Genomic DNA, 19,040 nt, shown 5'->3' with positions numbered 1-19,040 from the left:
ACCTACCGGCCTCCGGATTGTTCGGCCGCCGAAGACCGCCGGACAGTGACGGCCATGCACCTGCGCTCGTTCCCGCTGCCCGCCCCCAGGACCGGGGAGCCGGACCTGACCGTGCCGGACAGCTTCCCGGCCCTGCTGACCAGCGCCATCGAACGCAGCGGGCTCAGCCTGGACTCGCTGCAACGTCGGCTGGCCCAGCGCGGGGTGCGGGTCAGCCTGTCCACCCTGAGCTACTGGCGGCGCGGCCGGTCCCAGCCGGAGCGGCGGGAGTCACTGGCCGCGGTGGGCGTGCTGGAGGAAGTGCTCGGGTTGCCCAGGCACACCCTGCTGGCCTTGCTCGGGCCGCGGCGGCCGAGGGGGCGCTGGCTCAGCCGGAGTTTCCCGGTGCGGCCGCTGGACACGCTGTGGGAGGACGCGGCCACCCTGTCCGGGCTGCTGGAGTCGCTGGGCGCGCCGACCGAGGAGCAGCTGACCTACCTGAGCCTGCACGAGGTGCACGTGGTCAACGAGCACGGGGTGGACGGGTCCAGCACGGTGCGGGCGGTGATCAGGGCCGAGGTGGACGGGGTGGACCGGTGCGCGGTGACCTACCTCGGCGAGGGCGCGGCGCCGGCGGTGTCGGCCCGGCGGTCCTGCCGGTTGGGGCGCAGCCGGGTCGGGCCGGACCAGCGGCTGATGGTGGCCGAGCTGATCCTGGACCGGATGCTGCGCGCGGGTGAGACCGCGGTGCTGGAGTACGAGGTGGTCTGGCCGGCCGGACAGGCCTCGGCGAGCAGATTGCACCGGTTCCGCCGCCCAGTGCGGGAGTACGTGGCCCAGGTGGAGTTCCACCGGGACGCGGTGCCCAGCCGCTGCTTCCAGACCTATCGGCATGGGTTGTGGGCGGCGGAGGTCGGGCGGCAGGACGTGTGGATCGGCGCGTTCCGCACCGCGCACCTGGTGGCCCTGGACGTTCCCGCCGGAATTGTCGGACTGCGCTGGGAATGGAACTGAGCACATCGCCCCCGCCCGCGAATGCGATAGCGGGCGGGGGCGATGTGAAATTTCACTTACCCACGTAGAGGAGCTTGTTCGGCGAACCGGAACCCGGGTTCTTCACCACGTTCGGCGTGGACTTGTCCAGCAGCGCCTTGAGCACCTCGGCGGGGCTGGCGTTCTTGTTCGCGCCCAGCACCAGCGCCGCGCCGCCTGCCACGTGCGGGCTGGCCATCGAGGTGCCGCTCATGCCGGTGGTGCCGGTGTCCGAGCTGTGCGAGGCCGAGGTGATGCTCTCCCCCGGCGCGAAGATGTCCAGGCAGCGGCCGTAGTTGGAGAAGCCCGCGCGGTTGTCCGTGCGGCCGGTGGCGCCCACGGTGATCGCCTCCGGCACCCGGGCCGGGCTGGTGCCACAGGCGTCGGCGGAGCTGTTGCCTGCGGCCACCACGTAGGTGAACCCGGCGCGCACCGAGGCCTTGAGCGCCTCATCGCCCACACCCACGTTGTCCATGCCCAGGCTCATGTTCACCACGCCCGGCCGCACCCCGTTCTTGGTGACCCACTCCATCGCGCTGACCGCGGCCGAGTCCGGCGCGCTGCCGTTGCAGCCCAGCGCGCGCAGCGCGACGACCTTGGCCTCCTTGGCGATGCCGTAGGTCTTGCCCGCGATGGTCCCGGCGACGTGCGTGCCGTGGCCGTGGCAGTCGTTGCCGTTCTGGCCGTCGTTGAGGAAGTCCGCGCCGATCGCGGCCCGGCCGCCGAACTCGGTGTGCGACTTCCGGATGCCGCTGTCGATCACGTACGCGGTCACGCCCGCGCCGGTGCCTGCCGGGGCGTACTTGCGGTCCAGCGGCAGTGCGCGCTGGTCGGAGCGGTCCAGGCCCCAAGTCACGGTCTGCGCGATCCGCGCGGTGCCGTCCTGGTACACGGTGCGCACCGCCGGGTCCGCGGCCAGCCTGCGGGCCTGCGTCGCGGTCAGGTTCCGCACGTGGAAACCGCGGATGGTGGCGGTGTAGGTGTCCCCGAGGTCGCCGCCGTAGCGGGTGGCCATGGCGGCCGCCGAGGCGGCGGAGGGGACATCCTTCAGCACGGCGATATAGCTGCCCGGCACCGGCGCCGACGCGCCGACCACCGCCGCCTCGGCGGCGAAGACCGGACCGGCCCCGATTCCCGCGGCAGCGCTCAACGCCACCGCGGTCAGACAGACAACGACCGTCGACTTTCGCATGTGCCCAGCCTTCCGATTGCAGGGGAATCGTCTCTGGCGAACAACTCGAACGGTAAGCGGAAACAATGGCTTCACAGCCGTTTCAGTTTCCTTCGGCCGGTACTCACTGAAAACCCTTCGTCCGGAGGGACGCGCTCGCCAGCGGGACCAGCGAAGATGGCGATTGGTCCACACACCTGGGGAGCGTGCGATGGCGAGGGACAACGGCCTGCGCACCAGTTCGCCGGTGCTGGTCGGCAGGCACCGCGAACTGGGCATCCTGGCCGAGGCGGTGGCCCGGCCACCCGCGCTGGTGCTGGTCGAGGGCGAGGCCGGCATCGGCAAGACCCGGCTGCTGCGCGAACTGCTCACCGGCATCGGCACCCCGGTGCTGCTCGGGCACTGCCAGCCGCTGCGCGAACCCTTCCCCTACGGCCCGGTGCTGGAGGCCCTCGGCGGGCTGGGCAACCGGGTCGGCCCCGGCCTCAACCCGGTCACCGGCGCGCTGCGGTCCCTGCTGCCCGAGATCGCGCACCGGCTGCCGGCCCAGCCCGAACCACTCGGCGACCCGGCAGGCGAGCGGCACCGGCTGTTCCGGGCCGTGCGCGAGCTGCTGGTGGCCGCCGGACCGGCGCTGCTGGTGGTCGAGGACCTGCACTGGGGCGACGACGGCAGCCGGGACCTGCTGCGTTTCCTGGTCGCCAGCCCACCGCCGGAGCTGGCCCTGGTGGTCACCTACCGCCGGGAGGACCTGGGCGGCGCCCTGCTCGGCAGCGCGTTCCGGCCCGCGCACGGGGTCAGCGCGGCCATGCTCCGGCTCGCCCCGCTGGACGTGGCGGGGGTCCATGAGATGTCCCGCGCAATCCTTGGCACTCCGCTGCCCGCCGCCGGGTTCGCCGCCCGGCTGCACGAACGCACCGCGGGCATCCCGTTCGTGGTGGAGGAAGCCCTGCACGCCCTGCGCGACCACGCGGGCGAGGTGCGCACCGCCACCGCCCGCAGGCTGCTCGACCACCTGCGGGTCCCGGTGCTGCTGCGCGAGGCCACCACCGAACGCCTGGCCGCGCTGGACCCGCTGGCCGCCCGGATCGTGCGTGCCGCCGCCGTGCTCGGCGTGCCAGCCGAGGAGGACCTGCTCGCCACCGTGGCCGGGATGACCGCGGGCGAGGTCGGCGCCGCCCTGGTGCAGGCGCTGGCCGGAGTGGTCCTGCACGAGCTGCCCGGCCGCCGCTACGGGTTCCGGCACTCGCTGGCCCAGGAGGCCGTCTACGACACCATTCCCGGCCCGGACCGGCGGCAGCTGCACGCCCGCGCCGCCGCCGAACTCGCCGCGGCCGAACCCACCCCGTGGGTGCAGCTGGCCCGGCACAGCCGGGAGGCCGGCGACCTGGCGGGCTGGCGGCGGCACTGCGAGGCCGCTGCCGACCACGCCGCCGCGGTCGGCGAGGCCGGGCTGGCCACCGACCTCTACCAGCAACTGGTCGAACTGCCCCAGCTCAGCACCCCCGACATCGACCGGCTGGCCGGCAAACTCGGCGCGAACGCGGTCCGCGGGGTCGAGCAGCTCGACGTCTCCGCGGTGCTGCGCCGGGTGCTCGACGACCCCCGGCTCTCCCCGGCCGCCCGCGGCGCCACCCGGATGAACCTCGGCTTCCTGCTGGTCCGCCAGGCAGGCGGGCTGGAGGAGGGCCGCCGGGACATCGCGATGGCCATCGAGGAGGTCGGCGCGCAGTCCCCGCTGGGCGCCAAGGCCATGTCCGTGCTCGCCCAGCCCTTCCGCGGCACCGTGGCGCTGCGGGAGAACCTGCGCTGGATGGCCAGGGCGCAGAAGGCCATCGAGGCCGACCTGGACCCCGAACTGACCCTCAACCTGCTGGCCAACCAGCTCGGCTCGCGGGTGCACCTCGGCGACGCCGGGGTCCGCCCCGACCTGGACCGGCTCCCCCGGCAGGCCCCCACCGAGGCCGGCAGGCAACACCTGACCAGGGCCTACTGCAACCTCGGCGACGCCTTCGCCACCACCGGCCATTACCGGCAGGCCCGCGCCTGGCTGGACCCCGGGCTGCAGATGGCCATCGAGGGCGGCATGCCGTTCATCGTCAGCGTGGCCAGGGCCACCGCGGCCCGGCTGGACTTCTCCACCGGCTGCTGGGACGGCCTGGCCGACCGCTGCGCCCGGCAGCTGGAGGACTACCGGGACCTGCGGCCGGTGGCCACCGAACTGTCCCTGGTGCTCGGCCAGCTCGCGGTGGCCCGCGGCGAATGGCCGGAGGCCGAGGCGCATCTGGGCGCCACCGGACTGGACACCCCGGACGACGCCTTCACCCCGGTGATCATGGTCGCGGCCGCCGCCTACACCCGGATGCAGCTGTCCAGGGCCGAGCACGAGGCCGCGCTCGCGCACGCCGAACAGGGCCTGGCCATCGTGCGCCGCACCGGCATCTGGCTGTGGGCGGCCGAACTGCTGCCACTGGCCCTGGTGGCCAGGATGCACGCCGGGCAGCTGCCGTCAGCCGCCGAACTGCTGACCACCTTCACCGCCGAGACCACCGGCAAGGACGCGCCACTGGCCGCCGCCGCGGTGCTGGCGGGCCAGGGCCTGCTGCTGGGCGCCCGCGGCCGGTTGCTCGCCGGGGCCGAGGCACTCACCGCCGCCGCGACCGCCTACGCCGCGCTGCCGCACCCCTACCTGGCCGCGCAGGCCCGGCAGGAGGCCGCCCGGCTGCGGCTGACCGCGGGCGAGACCGCGGTGGACGAGCTGACCGAGGCGGCCGCCGCCTTCGACCTGCTCGGCGCCACCAGGGATGCCGCCAGTTGCCGCCGCCACCTGCGCGAACACGGGCTCACCGCACCCGCGGCCCCGGCCAGGCGCGGCCGCCGCGGCTACGGGCCGGAACTCTCGCCGAGGGAACGCGATGTGGCCAGGCTGCTCACCCACGGCCGGACCAACCGGGAGATCGCCGAGGTGCTCTTCCTGTCCCCGCGCACGGTGGAGCAGCACGTGGCCAAGGTGCTGCGCAAGCTCGGCCTGGCCTCCAGGAGTGACCTGGTAGATCTTCCGAGTTAGCTCGATCGTGCAGCCAGACGTCCGCCCGATCGGGCGATCTGTACCCGGTTGACGTCGGTTTCACGCCAGCAAAACGGGCTTGATCAGCCGGAATCTAGGTGAAACTGCAGAGTCTGGAGATCACGCTGAGCTGGGGTACCGGCCAGTCACCCCCGTCGTTGTCACCGAGGGTTACAGGACAGTGCTCATCATTACGTGATTCAGGTGAGACGGCGCAGCTTCATTTGAGCTTTTGTCAACACACTGGCGAGGGTTGCGACACAGCGTCCAGACTGGCTATGGGGCGGCAGGTCGATCACCACCGGGGCCCGGTGGTCGACCAATTCGGGGTGCCCGTCAGCCCGATTGCCGCAGCGCGCACCGGGAGGAAGGATGTCAACAGTTCAAAATTCAACACCGGATGAGGTTCGCTTAACTTCAGGAGACTTCGGGGGAATGCTCCTGCGGCACCGGCGAGCCAACGGCCTGACCCAGGAAGATCTGGCGATGTGCTCCGGGTTGAGCGTAAGGACGATCAGTGATCTGGAGAGGGGGAGAGCGAGGGGACCGCAGCAGCGCACCGTCGGTGCACTGGCGGCGACCTTGCGACTGGCCGGCGACGAACTGAGGGAGTTCGAGCGGGCCGCGAGGGCAGGGCGATTCCGGTTGAGCCGTCATGGGGACAGGCCGACCGTACTGCCGGCGCACGGCACATCTGGGGTAGCACGTGCCGCGTTCGGCAGCCTGGAACTACCGAAAATCACCGAGGAACTGACCGGGCGCAGTGCCGATCTGGACTGGCTGCGAGCCATGGCGAGGGCGTCTCGTGCGTCCGCGCCGCGGACCGTGGTGCTGTCCGGACCGACCGGGGTGGGCACCACCTCGCTGGCTGTCACCCTGGCCAGGCAATTGACCAGGGACTTCCCTGGTGGTCAGTTCTTCGTCAACCTCCGGGCCAACAGCGATCGTCCGCTGCACCCGGGGGCGGCCATGGGGATGCTGCTCGGCGCGCTCGGTGTGCCGAGGGACGGGATCCCCACCGAACTGGAGGCGCGGGCAAGGCTCTACCGCTCGCTGCTGCACGGCAGGCGCGCGTTGATCGTGCTGGACAACGCGGTCAGCGAGGCACAGGTGCAGCCACTGCTGCCGGTCAGCTCAACCTGTCTGGTGATGATCACCAGCAGGCAGCCGCTGACCGGACTCACGGCGGTGCAACGACTCCAGGTCGAGCCACTGGCCGAACACGAGGCGATGGCCGTGCTGGGGCGCGCCGTCGGCCCACACCGGGCAACCGCCCAGCAGGAGCAGTTGCGCCACCTCGCCCGCCTGTGCGGGCGGCTGCCCCTGGCACTCCGACTGGTCGGCGGCATGCTGGCCGGTCATCCCCAACTGCCCGCCGTCGAGCTGAGCAAGCGGTTGCTCGAGGTGGGCAGGCGGATCGCACCGACCGTGCGGGGAAGCGTGCAGGTGCACGCCGCACTCGCCGTGGCCTACCGGTTGCTGCGACCCGCGGCACAGCTCGCACTGCGCAGGCTGGCCCTCTCTCCGGAGAGCCGGTACTGCGCGGAGATGACCAGTGTGCTGACCGAGTGCACCTCCACCGAGGGCACCGCGCTGCTCAACGAGCTGGCGGTCAGTGGACTGATCACGCCGATCGGCGACTCGGAGTACTTCACCTGTCACGAGGTGGTGCGGGCCTTCGCGGAGGACCGGTTGCGGGAGGAAAGCGATCCCGTCGCCAAGTTCGCCGCGGAGAACCGGCTGCTGGACTGGCTGATCCACACCGCGATCAGCATCAGCAGCGTCTACGAGCAGCCGAAGCCGACCACGGTCTCCGGGCGGTTCGCCGCCAGGGAACTGCGGTCCCCGCTGGAGGATTCGGGTTCGGTCGAGTTCGACCGGCTCCGGGCCACCTCCGGCATGGACCTCGGCGGCGCCGGTTCGCAGGAGGGCCAGGCCCTCAGGTTGCTGCGGCAGGCGCTGGTGCTGGCCAAGCGGCTGGGCGACAAGCGCAAGGAAGGCTACGTGCTGCTCTACCTGGGCACCGCCAACGAGCGGTTGCAGCGACACCAGGAAGGGGTCGACCACTACCTTCGGTCGGCCGCGGTGTTCCGGGAGATCGGCAGCCGGACCGGAGAGGCGGCGGCGCTGGGCAACATCGCGCACGCGGCGGCTCCGGCCCAGCGCTACGCCTCGTCGTAGCGGCAGGCAGCTAGGCAAGAGGAAGGGGGTTCCCGCCGGGCGATGGCGGGAACCCCCTTTTTCCTCATGGGCAGCTCGGGCGGAGCTGCGGTGAGGGTGGTCTCAGCTGTGGATCTTCGGGCGGGCGGTGAAGACCCTGGCGGAGCCGAGACCGGTGGTGCCGTGCAACTCCAGGCCCTGTCCGCGAGCAGCGGTGGAGATCTCGGCCCAGGAGTTGTCCGGCGCGAAAGTGCCGTCCTTCTGGCTCATCTGGTGGTAGTACTGGGAAAGCTTGTGGCCGTCGGTGGTCAGCGTGCTGACCGCGATCTGGCCCTCCTCGGAGACGACCCGGCGCAGCTCGCCGAAGACCGCGGACTTGTCGTGGAAGCAGTGGATGCCGAACATCGACACCGCCCCGGCCATGGTGCCGTCCACGATCGGCAGCGCGCAGGCGTCCGCGCGGATGATCAGGTGCCGCTTCGCGCCCACCGCCTCGACCTTGGCCGCCAGCTGCTTGAGCAGGTGCCAGGACAGGTCGGCGAAGATCCACGGGCCGCGGTCGCGGTACCCGGCGGCCTGCTTGAACAGCGGGCCGTTGCCCGCCGGGATCTCCAGGATCGGACCGTCCGGCAGGCCGGCGATGCGGTCGGCCATCTCGCTGTAGTAGCGCTTGACGTCCAGGCCGAGCAGCCAGGAGTCCAGCCGCTGCCGGGTGGGGCTGCTCATCAGCCAGCCGTACAGCTTGGCGTTGAGGCCTTCGTAAGGTTTGTCACCGGCAGAAACCGGACCGGTAGAATTAGCGACCAGATCGAGAACGCCATCGACAAATGGCGCGAGATGCCCACAGGAATCGCAGTCCAACCCCCGAGACCCGATCGTCAGGGCCGGGATCGAGCAGGCTGGACACCGCAGCAGCGGAACCAGTCCGGCCAGCACTTCCCGGTCAATGGAGACACCCGTCATGACAACCTTCCCGTTGTGATCACAGACTGCCGGATCCTGGCGCGCCGGTGGTGAACCCAGTAGCATTCAAGCGAAATCCGGGCGGTTTATCAACACACATGTAGTTCAGGAGGAGCTGTGGGTCAAGAATTCACCGAAGCCACGGACCGGGCAATCTCCATTCTTCGGGAGAACCGGTACGTGACGCTGGCCACGGTGGACGCCGCAGGTCCCTGGGCCGCCGCCCTGGCCTTCGCCCCGGCCGCGCCCGGCTACCTCTACTTCGCCTCCCAGAACGACTCCCGGCACGGCCTGGCCATCGCCGGGGACGCGCGGGTGGCCGGCGTCATCTACAACTCCACGATCACCTCCGACGAGGCCGACGGCGTCCAGTTCAGCGGCACCGCGACCGCCGTCGAAGACGATGACCAGCAGCTTCTGCTCTTCCTCAAGCGCACCGGCGACCTGCTGATCGACCCGCTGGAGGAGGAGTTCGCCTTCTTCAAGCAGGCCGAGGGCCTCACCCTGTACCGGATCACGGTGGCGGCGGCCTACGTGCTGGACCAGAAGCGCTACGTGGAGGAAGCGGTTGACGCGCGCGAGGAGGTCAACGTGAGCCGGCTCTTCGCCGAGACCGAGGCGCGCTATGCCGAGTGAGCCCGGCACACTACTCGTCCGGACCTCAAAAAAAATTGATGTCGATCCGGCAGAATGGGCGAAACTAACTCTGCCGGAACCACCCCGCTCGGCGCCGTACCTGGATCTGCTGAGCCGGATGGAGATCGACGGCGACCTCCGCTTCTTCACCGCCGAACGTGATGGCCAGCTGATCGCCGCCGCGTTCGGCGCGTTCATGCGTTATCCGGTGTGGAAGAATATCAAGATCCCGTTGTTCCTCGCCGGTTCACCGGCGAACCTGGGCTGCGGTTTCCTGTTCCGCGACGAGTCCGTGGTGGCCGAGACCCTGCCGCTGCTTTCCGCCGCGATGACCACCGAGGCCAAGGCGCTGGGCGCCAAGGTCCTGCTGATGCGCGACTTCTGGGACCCGGGGCCGGAGGCGGCGTTCGCGCCGCGCTTCGCCGAGCTGGGTTTCCGCCGGGTGGCGCAGTTCCCGGACGCGGTGCTGGACGTGCCGTGGACCGAGGTGGACGGCTGGCTGGCCTCGCTGCCGGCCAAGGCGCGCAAGACCGCCAAGCGGGACGCGCGCCGGGTGGAGGCCGCCGGGTTCCGGTTCGAGGTGCACCGCGGCCGGCCGGGCCCGAAGCTGGCCGGGGACATGGAACGGCTGTGGCTCAACCTGTTCCACAAGTACAACGACCCGGACCAGATCCTGCTGCCCGGTGAGTACTTCCGCGAGGTGCCCGCGCTGGCCGAGAGCGTGCTGCTGCTGACCTGGCAGGGCGATGACCTGGTGTGCTTCGACATGCTGCAGGAACGCGGGCACCTGCTGGAGTCCACCTACAGCGGCGCGGACTACGAGCGGATCGGCAGCACCCCGGTGCACCGGTTCATGGGGCACCAGATCATCCGGCACGCCATCGAGGGCGGCTTCACCCTGATCGACTTCGGCCTGTCCAACGAGGCGGCCAAGCTCAAGATGGGCTGTCACCTGCGGGTGGCCTGGGGCTACAGCAAACCGCTGTCCCCCTTCGCCAAACTGTCCCGGCTGGACAAGCTGGTCTTCCCCGACCAGGACCCGATCGCGGACCTGAAGAAGGAAATGGCCAAGCAGCAACAGGCCGACGAGGACTGATTCCGTTCCCACCACAGCGAAAGAGGCGGTCCCCCGGCGGGACCGCCTCTTTCGGGTGCCAGGACTCAGAAGTCGTGCTTGGCCTTCAGCTCGGCCAGCGTGCTCAGGAAGTACTCGAGCTGCTCTTCGGTGTGGTCGTTGTTGATGATCAGCCGCATGACCGCCTGGTTGCGCTTGACGGCGGGGAACATGAACATCGGGATGAGGAAGCCCTTCTCGATGAAGGCGTCCTTCACCAGGTCGGCGGTCTCGTCCTTGCCGATCAGCACCGAGGTGATGTAGCTGGGCGTCTCGAACGGCGGCGCGCCGATCTCGGTCAGCCGGGCGCGGAAGCGCTCCACCCTGGCCAGGTAGTTGTCCACAATGGACGGATCGCCGTCCAGGGTGCGGATCAGCAGGCCCACGGTGGAGGCGGTGGGCGGCTGCATGGCCGCGGTGAACATCGAGGTGCCCGAGGTGATCTCGAAGGCGTTGATGGCATCGGCCGGGCCGGCGATGGCCCCGCCCTCGATGCCGATGGCCTTGGAGAAGGACATCATCACGAAGGTGGCCCGCCGCATGGCGGCGAACTCCTCGGCGAAGGGCCGGTTCTCCGGGCCGTAGAGCATGAAGCCGTTGGCGTCGTCGACGAAGCTGAGCGCGCCGTACTTCTCGCAGATGTCGATCAGCTCGTTCATCGGCGCGATGCTGCCGTCAGCGGAGTAGACGCTCTCGATGACCACGACGACCTTGGGCGAGCTGACCCGCTTGAGCACCTTCTCCAGGTCCTCCGGCGAGTTGTGCCGGAAGGTGTGCAGCCGCTTGCCGTGCTCCAGGTGCTCGGCCGCCTTGAGCAGGCTCCAGTGCGAGTGCCGGTCCATGATCACGACCGCGTCGGAGTTGTCGCACTTCATGCCGGCGCCCCAGTCGATGTACTTCGTCATCGCATTGAGGAATCCGAAGTTCGCCAGCAGACCGGTGGCGAAAGAAATCGCGCGCTCCTTGCCGGTGACCCGGCAGATTTCCTGTTCCATTTCCAGGTGCGGGCGGCTGATCCCCTGGGTCATTCGGGATCCGCCGGTGGTCAGGCCGTGTTCCCGCGATGCGGAAAGGAAGTGCTCCAGCACGTCAGGGCGCTGGTGCAGGTTGAGGAAGTTGATGCTCGCGAAGTTCACGAGCTCCCGGCCGTTCTGGACAATGGTCGGGCCGACCGCACCGTCCACCACGGGAGGATCGACCTTCGCGTTGACGGACTCGGCCGCGGAAAGCAGCTCGGCGAAGGGCCAATTAGCGGTCGGCGCGAGGGCTGTCGTCATTTTTTCTACTCCTGCGCATAGAGCCGGGGACTCGTCTGGGTTGTGGCGATATTCAGTAAACCCAGACCGGCGAGCCGCAGACCACGAAGAAGTGCAGGTGACCGATTACGTGGCTAATACTGCCGGTTGAGTCCTCCGGTTAACCAAGGAGTTTTTTCTGTTGACCGCGTCACCAGCGGCTTTGTCGCCACCGGGACGGCAGATCTGAAGTTGTCGCCGGCGTCGTTCTGCCCGGAATCTAACCGCTCCCGCTCCGCCGGGCTAGGCCGAACGAACGAACCGGCGGCAAGAACTTTGCATCGCCTGGCCCCCTGCCGAACCAGGGCCGCACCGGGTAGTTTCCGCCGTCATGAGGCTGTTCGCCCTGATGGGGCTCTGTGCCACCGCCGCGCTGACCCTCGCCGGGGCGGTGCCTGCCACCGCGGCGCCCGCCGAGGTGAGTTCGGCCACCAGGCTGTCCTGGGAACTCCAGCCGACCGGCACCGACGTCCGCTTCCGCGGCCTGGCCGCGGTGAACCGGCAGGTCGCCTGGCTGGGCGGCAGCAAGGGCACCGTGCTGCGCACCACCGACGGCGGCCGCAGCTGGCAGAACGTGAGCCCGCCCGGCGCGAGCGCCCTGCAGTTCCGCGACATCGAGGCATTTGACGCCCGCACCGCGGTGGCGCTGACCATCGGCGAGGGCGAGGACTCCCGGATCTACCGGACCGGCGACGGCGGCAAGACCTGGACCGAGTCCTTCCGCAACACCGAACCGAAGGCCTTCTACGACTGCGTTGCCTTCTTCGACCGGCACAACGGCCTGGCCATGAGCGATCCGGTGGACGGCAAGTTCAGGGTGCTGTCAACGCGGGACGGCGGCCGGAGCTGGACCGTGCTGCCCAGCGCGGGCATGCCCGCCGCACTGCCCGGCGAGGCAGGCTTCGCCGCCAGCGGCCAGTGCCTGGTCACCTCGGGCCCGCGCGATGCCTGGATCGCCACCGGCGGCAGTGCCAAGGCCAGGGTCTTCCACACCGCCGACCGCGGCCGCAGTTGGACGGTCAGCGAGACCCCGCTGGCCAGCAAGCCGAGCGCGGGCGTGTTCGCACTGGCCTTCCGGGACAAGCACACCGGCATCGCCATCGGCGGCGACTTCGAGCAGCCGAGCACCGCCAAGGACGCGCTGGCCCGCACCGGCGACGGCGGCCGCGGCTGGCAGGTCCCGCCGCAGGCCCCCGGCGGCTACCGCTCCGGCGCGACCTGGCTGCCCTACTCCTATGGCGGCGTGCTCGCGGTGGGCCCATCGGGCAGTGATCTCAGCCTGGACGGCGGTCGGCACTGGAAGCAGTTCGACGCGGGCAGCTTCGACACCGTCACCTGCACCCCGGACCTGTCCTGCTGGGCCGCGGGGGAGAAAGGCCGGGTCGCGAGGTTGCGGCTGGGCTGAGTCACTGCCAGGGTCCGCGGCGTGGCCACCTCCGCGCACCAGCCGGTGACAGCAACATCACACTCGGTTCATCCGCTGGTGAGCCCGGTGCCCACCGAGCGGCGGGAGCTGTCGCACCCCCCGGTCTGGCATGGTGAGGACGTGGCCACTGAGGAACCCGGCGTGTGCCCGCGTCTGCACGGCGCGGAGTTCGACGCCAACCCGTACCCGGCCTATGACTGGTTGCGCCGGAACTCGCCGGTGCACCGCATCGACATGCCCGGCGGGGCCTGGGCCTGGCTGGTCACCCGGTACGACGACGCGCTGGAGGCGCTGGCCCACCCGAAGCTGCACAAGAGTCCGGCCAAGGCCAACGTGGTGTGGCAGCGCTCCGGCATGGGCCTGCCCTTCGACCACCGGCCGACGCTGGCCCGCAACATGCTCAACGCGGACCCGCCGGATCACGCCCGCCAGCGCCAGGCGGTCAGCGCGTTGTTCAGCGCGCAGCGGATGGAGCGGCTGCGCGAGCGCTGCCGCCGGATCACCGAACAGGCCATCGCCGGCTTCGCCCCGGCAGGCAAGGCGGACCTGATCGCCGAACTGGCCTACCCGCTGCCGGTCACCATCATCTGCGACCTGCTGGGCATGCCCCAGGAGGACCGGGCCAACTACCACCGCTGGGCCGCGGTGATCGACTCCTCCGAGGTCGCCGCGATCGACGAGGTCTGGGGCGTCACCGACTCGCTGGAGCGCTACGTCATCGGCCTGATCGCGCGCAAACGCGAGAACCCGGCCGATGACCTGGTGAGCGCGCTGGTGGAGTTGCAGGACAAGAAGGTGCTCAGCGCCGACGAGGTCAGCTCGATGGTCTTCCTGCTGCTCATCGCGGGCCACGAGACCATGGTCGCCCTGATCGGCAACGGCCTGCTCACCCTGCTGCGCAACCCCAAGTACGCCGAACTGGCCCGCACCGACTCCAGCACGCTGAGCGCGATCATCGAGGAGGTGCTGCGCTACGCGGGCCCGGTGCGCAACGCCACCTGGCGCTTCGCCATCGAGCCGATCACCATCGGCGGCCAGCTCGTGCAGGCGGGCGAACCGGTGCTGGTCTCCCTGCTCTCGGCCAACCACGACCCCGAGGTCTTCGACTCCCCCGCCGAGTTCGACCCGTACCGCCGCGCCCAGCACCACCTGGCCTTCGGCCACGGACCGCATGTGTGCGTTGGCCAGTCCATGTCCCGGGTGCTGGGTGAGGTGGCGATCGGGACGGTGCTGCGGTACCTGCCGGATCTGCGGCTGGCGGTGCCTGCGGAGAAGCTGAGCTGGTGGCCGAGCGCGATCATGCGTGGGGTTTACGAGCTGCCGGTGGAGTTCACTCCCCGAAAGATGTGATTTCTCTAGAAAACCGCACTGCTTCTTTTGGGTGACCCGAAAGCAAAGCTGACGCATTCTCGCCATACCCACTGCCTACCCTGCTATTGCGGCAATTTGCCAGGGGACGGGGGGAAATGCGGCGATGGTTGAAAAAGGCACCAAGGTGTCGATCGACTTCGGCGGGGGCGACCGGTTCGTGGTCGAGGTCGCCGAGCTGGATGGCCTGATCAGGGGCCTGTCCGAGGCCAGGGACGCGATCGTGAAGATCAATCGTGACGTCAAGCGCAGCCTGGACATGAACATATCGCCGAGCGATGACCCATACAGCCCGGATGCCATACAGAAGATCATCGAATGCGCGGTCAGGCCGGGGCCGGGCGGCCACTCCTCCGCAAATCAGGTATACCAGGAAGCGGTCCAACAAATGATCGACAAGTTGGTCGCGGCGAAACAGCAGTACGAGCGTGCCGAAGGCGCCAACCGATCCACCCTCGGGGGCAAGGGATGAATGTGATCGCCGATCGTTTCCGCCTGCTCGCGGCCGCGGGCTGCGCCGCGCTGGTGCTCAGCGGATGCGCCGCGGTGCCGGGCGCCCCGACCCCTGCGCCCTCCTCCAGTGCGAACAAGCACGGCGCGCCGGTGCTGGCCCAGCCCGAACTCGACACCGCGCAGTTCGTGCCCGAGCCCTGCCGGCTGCTCGCCGCCACCCAGCTCGCCCAGCTCGGCATCACCGTCTCGGGCCAGCCAGAGGACAGCCCGCTCGGCAAGGCCTGTCGCTGGATCGCCACCGACACCGCGGCCAAGGTCGACTTCTCGCTGGACATCAACACCCAGATCGGCGGCCTCGACCAGCTCTACGGCCGCAAGAACGTCTTCCGGGTGTGGCAACCACTGGAGATCTCCGGCTACCCGGCGGTGATCGCGGATGAGGCCGACAAGCCGTTCGGGCAGTGCCGGACCAACGTGGCGGTGTCCAACACCGTGCTCATCGCGGCCGGGCTGCAGCTCAAGGCCGGACAGGACAAGCCGACCGACTTCGACGACCCCTGCCCGCGCGGGGTCAAGATCCTCGAGCAGGTCATCCACACCCTGAAGGGCGGCCGCTGATGCCGTTGCCGTTACTGCTCATCGCCGCCGGGGCCACCGCGGGCGGACTGACCGCAGCCGGTTTCCTCACCTCGGACACCCCGCGCCCGGAAGGCCACCCAGGCGACCGGATCTACAAGTGGTTCCACGAGGAAGCCAAGACGCCGTCGGCCGGGCTGGTGCCGATCGAGCGGATCTGGGCCAAGGCGGCAGGTGACTACCGGGCCATCCGGGACCGGATCGAGAAGGTGATCACGGCCTCGCACGGGGTCTGGCAGGGTGCGGCGGCGGAGGCGGCGCGGCGGCAGCTCAGTCCGCTGGCCGGGTATGCCGAGGCGGCCGGGGCCATGGCCGACCGCACGGCCGAGGCGGTGGCCCAGCAGAGCACGGACTGGTACGGCTGCAAGAACCAGCTCAAGCCGGTGCCAGCCGATCCACCGCAGAACAACCTGCTGAACAAGGTGAACCCGTTCAGCACCGACCTGGACCGGGAGATCGAGCGATTCCGCGCCGACACCGGGGACAACCAGCGGGTGCTCGCCGGGTACGGCGTGCGCAAGGAGGACAACGTCACCAGGCTGCCGAGCTGGACCGCCCCGCAGGCGGCAGGCGGGGAGGTGTCGGTGGTCGAACCCGGTGGTGGCGGGGGTGTCGACGGCCGGGATCGCGGGCGCGGCACGGAGCGTGGGACCGGTGGTGGGCAACCAGGCGGGGGCCTCGGCGGTCCTGGCACCGGGGCTGGCGGCGGTGGCACCGGTGGCGGTGGGGCTGGCGGCGGCACGGGTGGCGGCGACCCCGGTGGGCAGGTGGCCGGGCCGCCGAACCGGGATGGCACCGGGTTGGCGGGCTGGGCCGAGCTGCCGCCGGGCACTGCCACCGGTGGTCACGGACTCGGCGCGGGTGGCCCGGCTGGTGGTTCGGTCGGCGGGTCTGGCGGCGGCCTCGGTGGTGCCATCGGGTTCGGGCCTGGTGGCGGCGGGCTTGGGCCAGGGGCGGGCTTCGGGCCGGGTGGCAGTGCCGGGGTTGGCCGGGCGAGCGGCGGCGGGGCCGGTCCGGTCGGTGGCCTCGCGCGGCCGGGTGCGCCGGGGCTGAGTGGGCTGCCGGTCGGTGGGGCCGGGGCGCGCCGGGAGGACGACGAGGAGCACGAGCGGCCCTCGTATCTGCTGGAGACCGAGGACGTCTTCGGGGACAGCCGGTACGCCGCGCCGCCGGTGATCGGCGAGTAGGCCGGAACGAGCAGAACCCGCTCACCACCTGGGGGTCGTGGTGAGCGGGTTCTGGGGCGGGTCGGTCAGACGACCGTGACCTGCACCTCGATGTTGCCACGAGTGGCGTTGGAGTAGGGGCAGACCTGGTGAGCCTTGGCCACGAGGTCCTCCGCGACTGCCCTTTCGACCCCGGGGACGGTGACCGCGAGGGCCACGGTCAGCTGGAAGCCGCCCTCGGCGCGCGGGCCGATGCCGACCTTGGCGTTGACCTCGGAGCCGTCGACGGGGGTCTTGTTGTTGCGGGCGACCAGCTGCAGGGCGCCGTTGAAGCAGGCCGCGTAGCCCGCGGCGAAGAGCTGTTCCGGGTTGGTGCCGTCGCCACCGGCGCCGCCCAGTTCCTTGGGCACCGACAGGCTCTCGTCCAGCACGCCGTCGGAGGAGACGATCTCGCCGCCCCGGCCGCTGCCGGTCGCGGTCGCCTCTGCGGTGTAGAGCACGCTCATCACTGGCCTTCTTTCTGTCGTACTGCTGTCATCGAGTCGTTCAGCCGCCGCAGCCGCGTGTGCAGCTCGGTCAGCTCGTCAAGGGGCAGGCCCATGCCGCAGGTCAGCCGTTCCGGGATGCCCAGCGCCCTCGCCCGGAGGTCGCGGCCCGTCTCGGTCGGCTCGACCAGGACGCTGCGTTCGTCCTCTTCGCTGCGCCGCCGCCGGAGCAGGCTCGCCGACTCCATCCGCTTGAGCAGCGGGGAGAGCGTGCCGGAGTCCAGGTGCAGCGCGTCGCCGAGTTCCTTCACCGACACCGGGCCGCGTTCCCAGAGCACCAGCAACACCAGGTACTGCGGGTAGGTCAGGCCCAGTTCGTCCAGCATCGGGCGGTACAGGGCGGTGACCGCCCGAGAGGCGGCGTAGAGGGAGAAGCACAACTGGGAGTCCAGGGTCAGTTCCGGCCCCGTCTGCTTCGTCATCCCGCTCACCTCGTCCCGTCGTCGTTCTGAAGAGAACAGTAGCGCACAACTGAGTTGTGCACAACCTACTTGCTAAATCGATCGCCCGGGGAGTCCGCCACGGCTACCTTCTCCCACAGCACCCGGCCCGGCCATCTGAGCGCCCGGCCGCGGGATCACCTCTGGGGAATCTCATGAACTTCGAAAACTCTCATTCCGACGTGCTCGTGGTCGGCGCCGGACCGGTCGGTCTGCTGCTGGCCGCCGAACTGCGCCTGGGCGGCGCGTCCGTCCTGGTCCTGGACCGGCTCGCCGAGCCAAGTGCCTTCTCCAAGGCCTTCGGCCTGGGTGGGCGCACCCTCGACCTGTTCGACCAGCGCGGACTGCTGGGCCGGCTGCCCGCCGACGCGCACCGCTGGCAGGCCGGGCACTTCGCCGGCCTGCCCACCTGGCTGACCTACGACCGGCTGCCCACCGCGCACCCCCACGTCGTCCGGATCGCCCAGCACGAGACCGAACGAATCCTCGCCGAACGCGTCATCGAACTCGGCGGCGAACTACGCCGTGGCCACGAAGTGACCGCGCTGCAACAGGATCCCGATGGCGTCACCGCCACAGTGGACAGTCCACAAGGGACATACACGATCCGCTCGGCCTACCTGGCCGGGTGCGACGGCGGCCGCAGCTCGGTCCGCAAGCTCGCCGGGATCGACTTCCCCGGCAGCACCGGGGAGACCGCCAGCCTGCTCGGCGACGTGGTGCTCACCGAGGAGACCGGCACCGGACTGACCCGCACCGGCACCGGCACCGTCTTCGTCGGCCCGCTCGGCGACGGCCTGCACCGGGTGGTGCCCACCCGCTTCGACCAGCCACCGCCCGAGGGCGATGCCGACCCAACCCTGGACGAACTGCGAGACGCCCTGCGCGCGGTGCTCGGCACCGATCTCGGCGCGCACTCGCCGCGCTGGCTGTCCCGGTTGCGGCACAACAGCCGGATCGCCGCGAGCTACCGCGACGGCCGGGTGCTGTTGGCAGGCGATGCCGCGCACGTGCACGCGCCCATCGGCGGCCAGGGCCTGAACCTGGGCTTCGGGGACGCGGTGAACCTGGGCTGGAAACTGCTGGCCGCACTGCGTGGCCGGCCGGATCTGCTCGACACCTACGAGCTGGAACGCCGTCCCGCCGCGGAGAACGTGCTGGCCAACACCCGCGCCCAGTTCGCCTTGTTCCGGCCCGGCGAGCAGGTCGACGCACTGCGCGATCTCCTGGACAGCCTGCTGGACATCCCAGAGGTCAACGACCGGCTGGCCGCGCTCACCACCAGCAGCACGCTCACCTACGACCTGCCCGGCGAGCACCCGCTCACCGGCACCTTCCTCGCCGACCTGCCCCTGACGGTGGACGGTCGGCCGACCCGGCTGGCCGAACTGCTCCGGACCGGCAAGGGCGTGCTGCTCGACTTCACCGACGCGGACTTCGACCTCGCGGAGGTGCCGGTGGTGCGCGCCAGAACCGAGAACCCGCCCGCACCGGCACTGCTGATCCGGCCGGACGGGCACATCGCGTGGGCCGCCGGTCCCGAAGGATCCGACGGCCCAGGCGAAGCAATAAAGCGGTGGTTCAGCTAG

At 70.2% G+C, this 19,040-nt stretch carries 16 protein-coding genes and 1 pseudogene; 12 read left to right on the top strand and 5 right to left on the bottom strand.

Annotated features, from left to right (window positions below; all coding sequences use genetic code 11):
* Nucleotides 1–54: 54 nt before the first annotated feature.
* Entirely contained in the window at nt 55–993 is a 939-nt protein-coding gene (locus HNR67_RS10400; protein WP_185001839.1) for a hypothetical protein, read from the top strand.
* Between the two features lie 52 nt (nt 994–1,045).
* Here HNR67_RS10400 and HNR67_RS10395 read toward each other — a convergent pair whose 3' ends face one another.
* Nucleotides 1,046–2,203, bottom strand: coding sequence for a S8 family peptidase (locus HNR67_RS10395; protein ID WP_185001838.1), 1,158 nt, complete (start codon nt 2,201–2,203; stop codon nt 1,046–1,048).
* A gap of 190 nt (nt 2,204–2,393) precedes the next feature.
* Here HNR67_RS10395 and HNR67_RS10390 point away from each other — a divergent pair, with 190 nt between their 5' ends.
* The 3 genes and pseudogenes from HNR67_RS10390 to HNR67_RS10385 all read left to right on the top strand — a co-directional run bounded on the left by HNR67_RS10390 (nt 2,394) and on the right by HNR67_RS10385 (nt 7,430).
* Nucleotides 2,394–5,249 (top strand): ATP-binding protein, encoded by a 2,856-nt coding sequence (locus HNR67_RS10390; protein WP_221489834.1) that lies wholly within the window; start codon nt 2,394–2,396, stop codon nt 5,247–5,249.
* A 372-nt stretch (nt 5,250–5,621) separates the two neighbouring features.
* Nucleotides 5,622–5,852: pseudogene (locus tag HNR67_RS46630) on the top strand (helix-turn-helix domain-containing protein); the annotation flags it as partial.
* 186 nt (nt 5,853–6,038) lie between these two features.
* Nucleotides 6,039–7,430 (top strand): NB-ARC domain-containing protein, encoded by a 1,392-nt coding sequence (locus tag HNR67_RS10385; RefSeq protein ID WP_246492492.1) that lies wholly within the window; start codon nt 6,039–6,041, stop codon nt 7,428–7,430.
* A gap of 102 nt (nt 7,431–7,532) precedes the next feature.
* Here HNR67_RS10385 and HNR67_RS10380 read toward each other — a convergent pair whose 3' ends face one another.
* Nucleotides 7,533–8,135 carry a class I SAM-dependent methyltransferase gene (locus tag HNR67_RS10380; protein ID WP_185001836.1) on the bottom strand — a complete coding sequence of 201 codons (603 nt, stop codon included), beginning with the start codon at nt 8,133–8,135 and terminating at the stop codon, nt 7,533–7,535.
* A 354-nt stretch (nt 8,136–8,489) separates the two neighbouring features.
* Here HNR67_RS10380 and HNR67_RS10375 point away from each other — a divergent pair, with 354 nt between their 5' ends.
* Nucleotides 8,490–9,008 carry a pyridoxamine 5'-phosphate oxidase family protein gene (locus HNR67_RS10375; RefSeq protein ID WP_185001835.1) on the top strand — a complete coding sequence of 173 codons (519 nt, stop codon included), beginning with the start codon at nt 8,490–8,492 and terminating at the stop codon, nt 9,006–9,008.
* Nucleotides 9,009–9,126: 118 nt separating this feature from the next.
* Nucleotides 9,127–10,104: a GNAT family N-acetyltransferase gene (locus HNR67_RS10370; RefSeq protein ID WP_185001834.1), complete on the top strand. Its 978-nt coding sequence runs from the start codon at nt 9,127–9,129 to the stop codon at nt 10,102–10,104.
* A gap of 65 nt (nt 10,105–10,169) precedes the next feature.
* Here the strand turns inward: HNR67_RS10370 and HNR67_RS10365 are convergent, their stop codons facing one another.
* Nucleotides 10,170–11,399 (bottom strand): aminotransferase class I/II-fold pyridoxal phosphate-dependent enzyme, encoded by a 1,230-nt coding sequence (locus HNR67_RS10365; RefSeq protein ID WP_185001833.1) that lies wholly within the window; start codon nt 11,397–11,399, stop codon nt 10,170–10,172.
* A 349-nt stretch (nt 11,400–11,748) separates the two neighbouring features.
* On the opposite strand from HNR67_RS10365, the gene HNR67_RS10360 reads away from it, so the two are divergent.
* From HNR67_RS10360 to HNR67_RS10340, 5 genes are all read left to right on the top strand, one after another.
* Complete coding sequence (locus HNR67_RS10360) at nt 11,749–12,822, top strand: WD40/YVTN/BNR-like repeat-containing protein (RefSeq protein WP_185001832.1); 1,074 nt, start codon at nt 11,749–11,751, stop codon at nt 12,820–12,822.
* Between the two features lie 141 nt (nt 12,823–12,963).
* A complete protein-coding gene (locus HNR67_RS10355; protein ID WP_312986930.1) occupies nt 12,964–14,193 on the top strand; it encodes a cytochrome P450 family protein in 1,230 nt (409 codons plus the stop codon).
* A gap of 145 nt (nt 14,194–14,338) precedes the next feature.
* The gene (locus HNR67_RS10350) at nt 14,339–14,683 is read left to right on the top strand and encodes a hypothetical protein (RefSeq protein WP_185001831.1); all 345 of its coding nucleotides are present in this window, start codon (nt 14,339–14,341) and stop codon (nt 14,681–14,683) included.
* 2 nt (nt 14,684–14,685) lie between these two features.
* Nucleotides 14,686–15,282, top strand: a complete 597-nt coding sequence (locus HNR67_RS10345) for a DUF3558 domain-containing protein (RefSeq protein ID WP_185001830.1) — start codon at nt 14,686–14,688, stop codon at nt 15,280–15,282.
* Nucleotides 15,282–16,487 carry a hypothetical protein gene (locus HNR67_RS10340; protein ID WP_185001829.1) on the top strand — a complete coding sequence of 402 codons (1,206 nt, stop codon included), beginning with the start codon at nt 15,282–15,284 and terminating at the stop codon, nt 16,485–16,487. The genes HNR67_RS10345 and HNR67_RS10340 overlap by 1 nt, the downstream gene beginning before the upstream one ends.
* A gap of 65 nt (nt 16,488–16,552) precedes the next feature.
* On the opposite strand, the gene HNR67_RS10335 is transcribed toward HNR67_RS10340, so the two are convergent.
* Together HNR67_RS10335 and HNR67_RS10330 are read right to left on the bottom strand one after the other, a co-directional pair.
* Nucleotides 16,553–16,972, bottom strand: coding sequence for an organic hydroperoxide resistance protein (locus tag HNR67_RS10335; protein WP_185001828.1), 420 nt, complete (start codon nt 16,970–16,972; stop codon nt 16,553–16,555).
* Nucleotides 16,972–17,433, bottom strand: coding sequence for a MarR family winged helix-turn-helix transcriptional regulator (locus HNR67_RS10330; protein WP_185001827.1), 462 nt, complete (start codon nt 17,431–17,433; stop codon nt 16,972–16,974). Before HNR67_RS10330 ends, HNR67_RS10335 begins: the two co-directional genes overlap by 1 nt.
* A 173-nt stretch (nt 17,434–17,606) precedes the next feature.
* Between HNR67_RS10330 and HNR67_RS10325 the strand changes: the two genes are divergently transcribed.
* A complete protein-coding gene (locus tag HNR67_RS10325; protein WP_185001826.1) occupies nt 17,607–19,040 on the top strand; it encodes an FAD-dependent monooxygenase in 1,434 nt (477 codons plus the stop codon).

Origin of the sequence: Crossiella cryophila (genome assembly GCF_014204915.1) — a bacterium.
Classification (GTDB): Bacteria; Actinomycetota; Actinomycetes; order Mycobacteriales; family Pseudonocardiaceae; genus Crossiella; species Crossiella cryophila.
The sequence above is the reverse complement of the archived record's forward strand: the minus strand, read 5'-3'. Positions and strand labels throughout refer to the sequence as shown.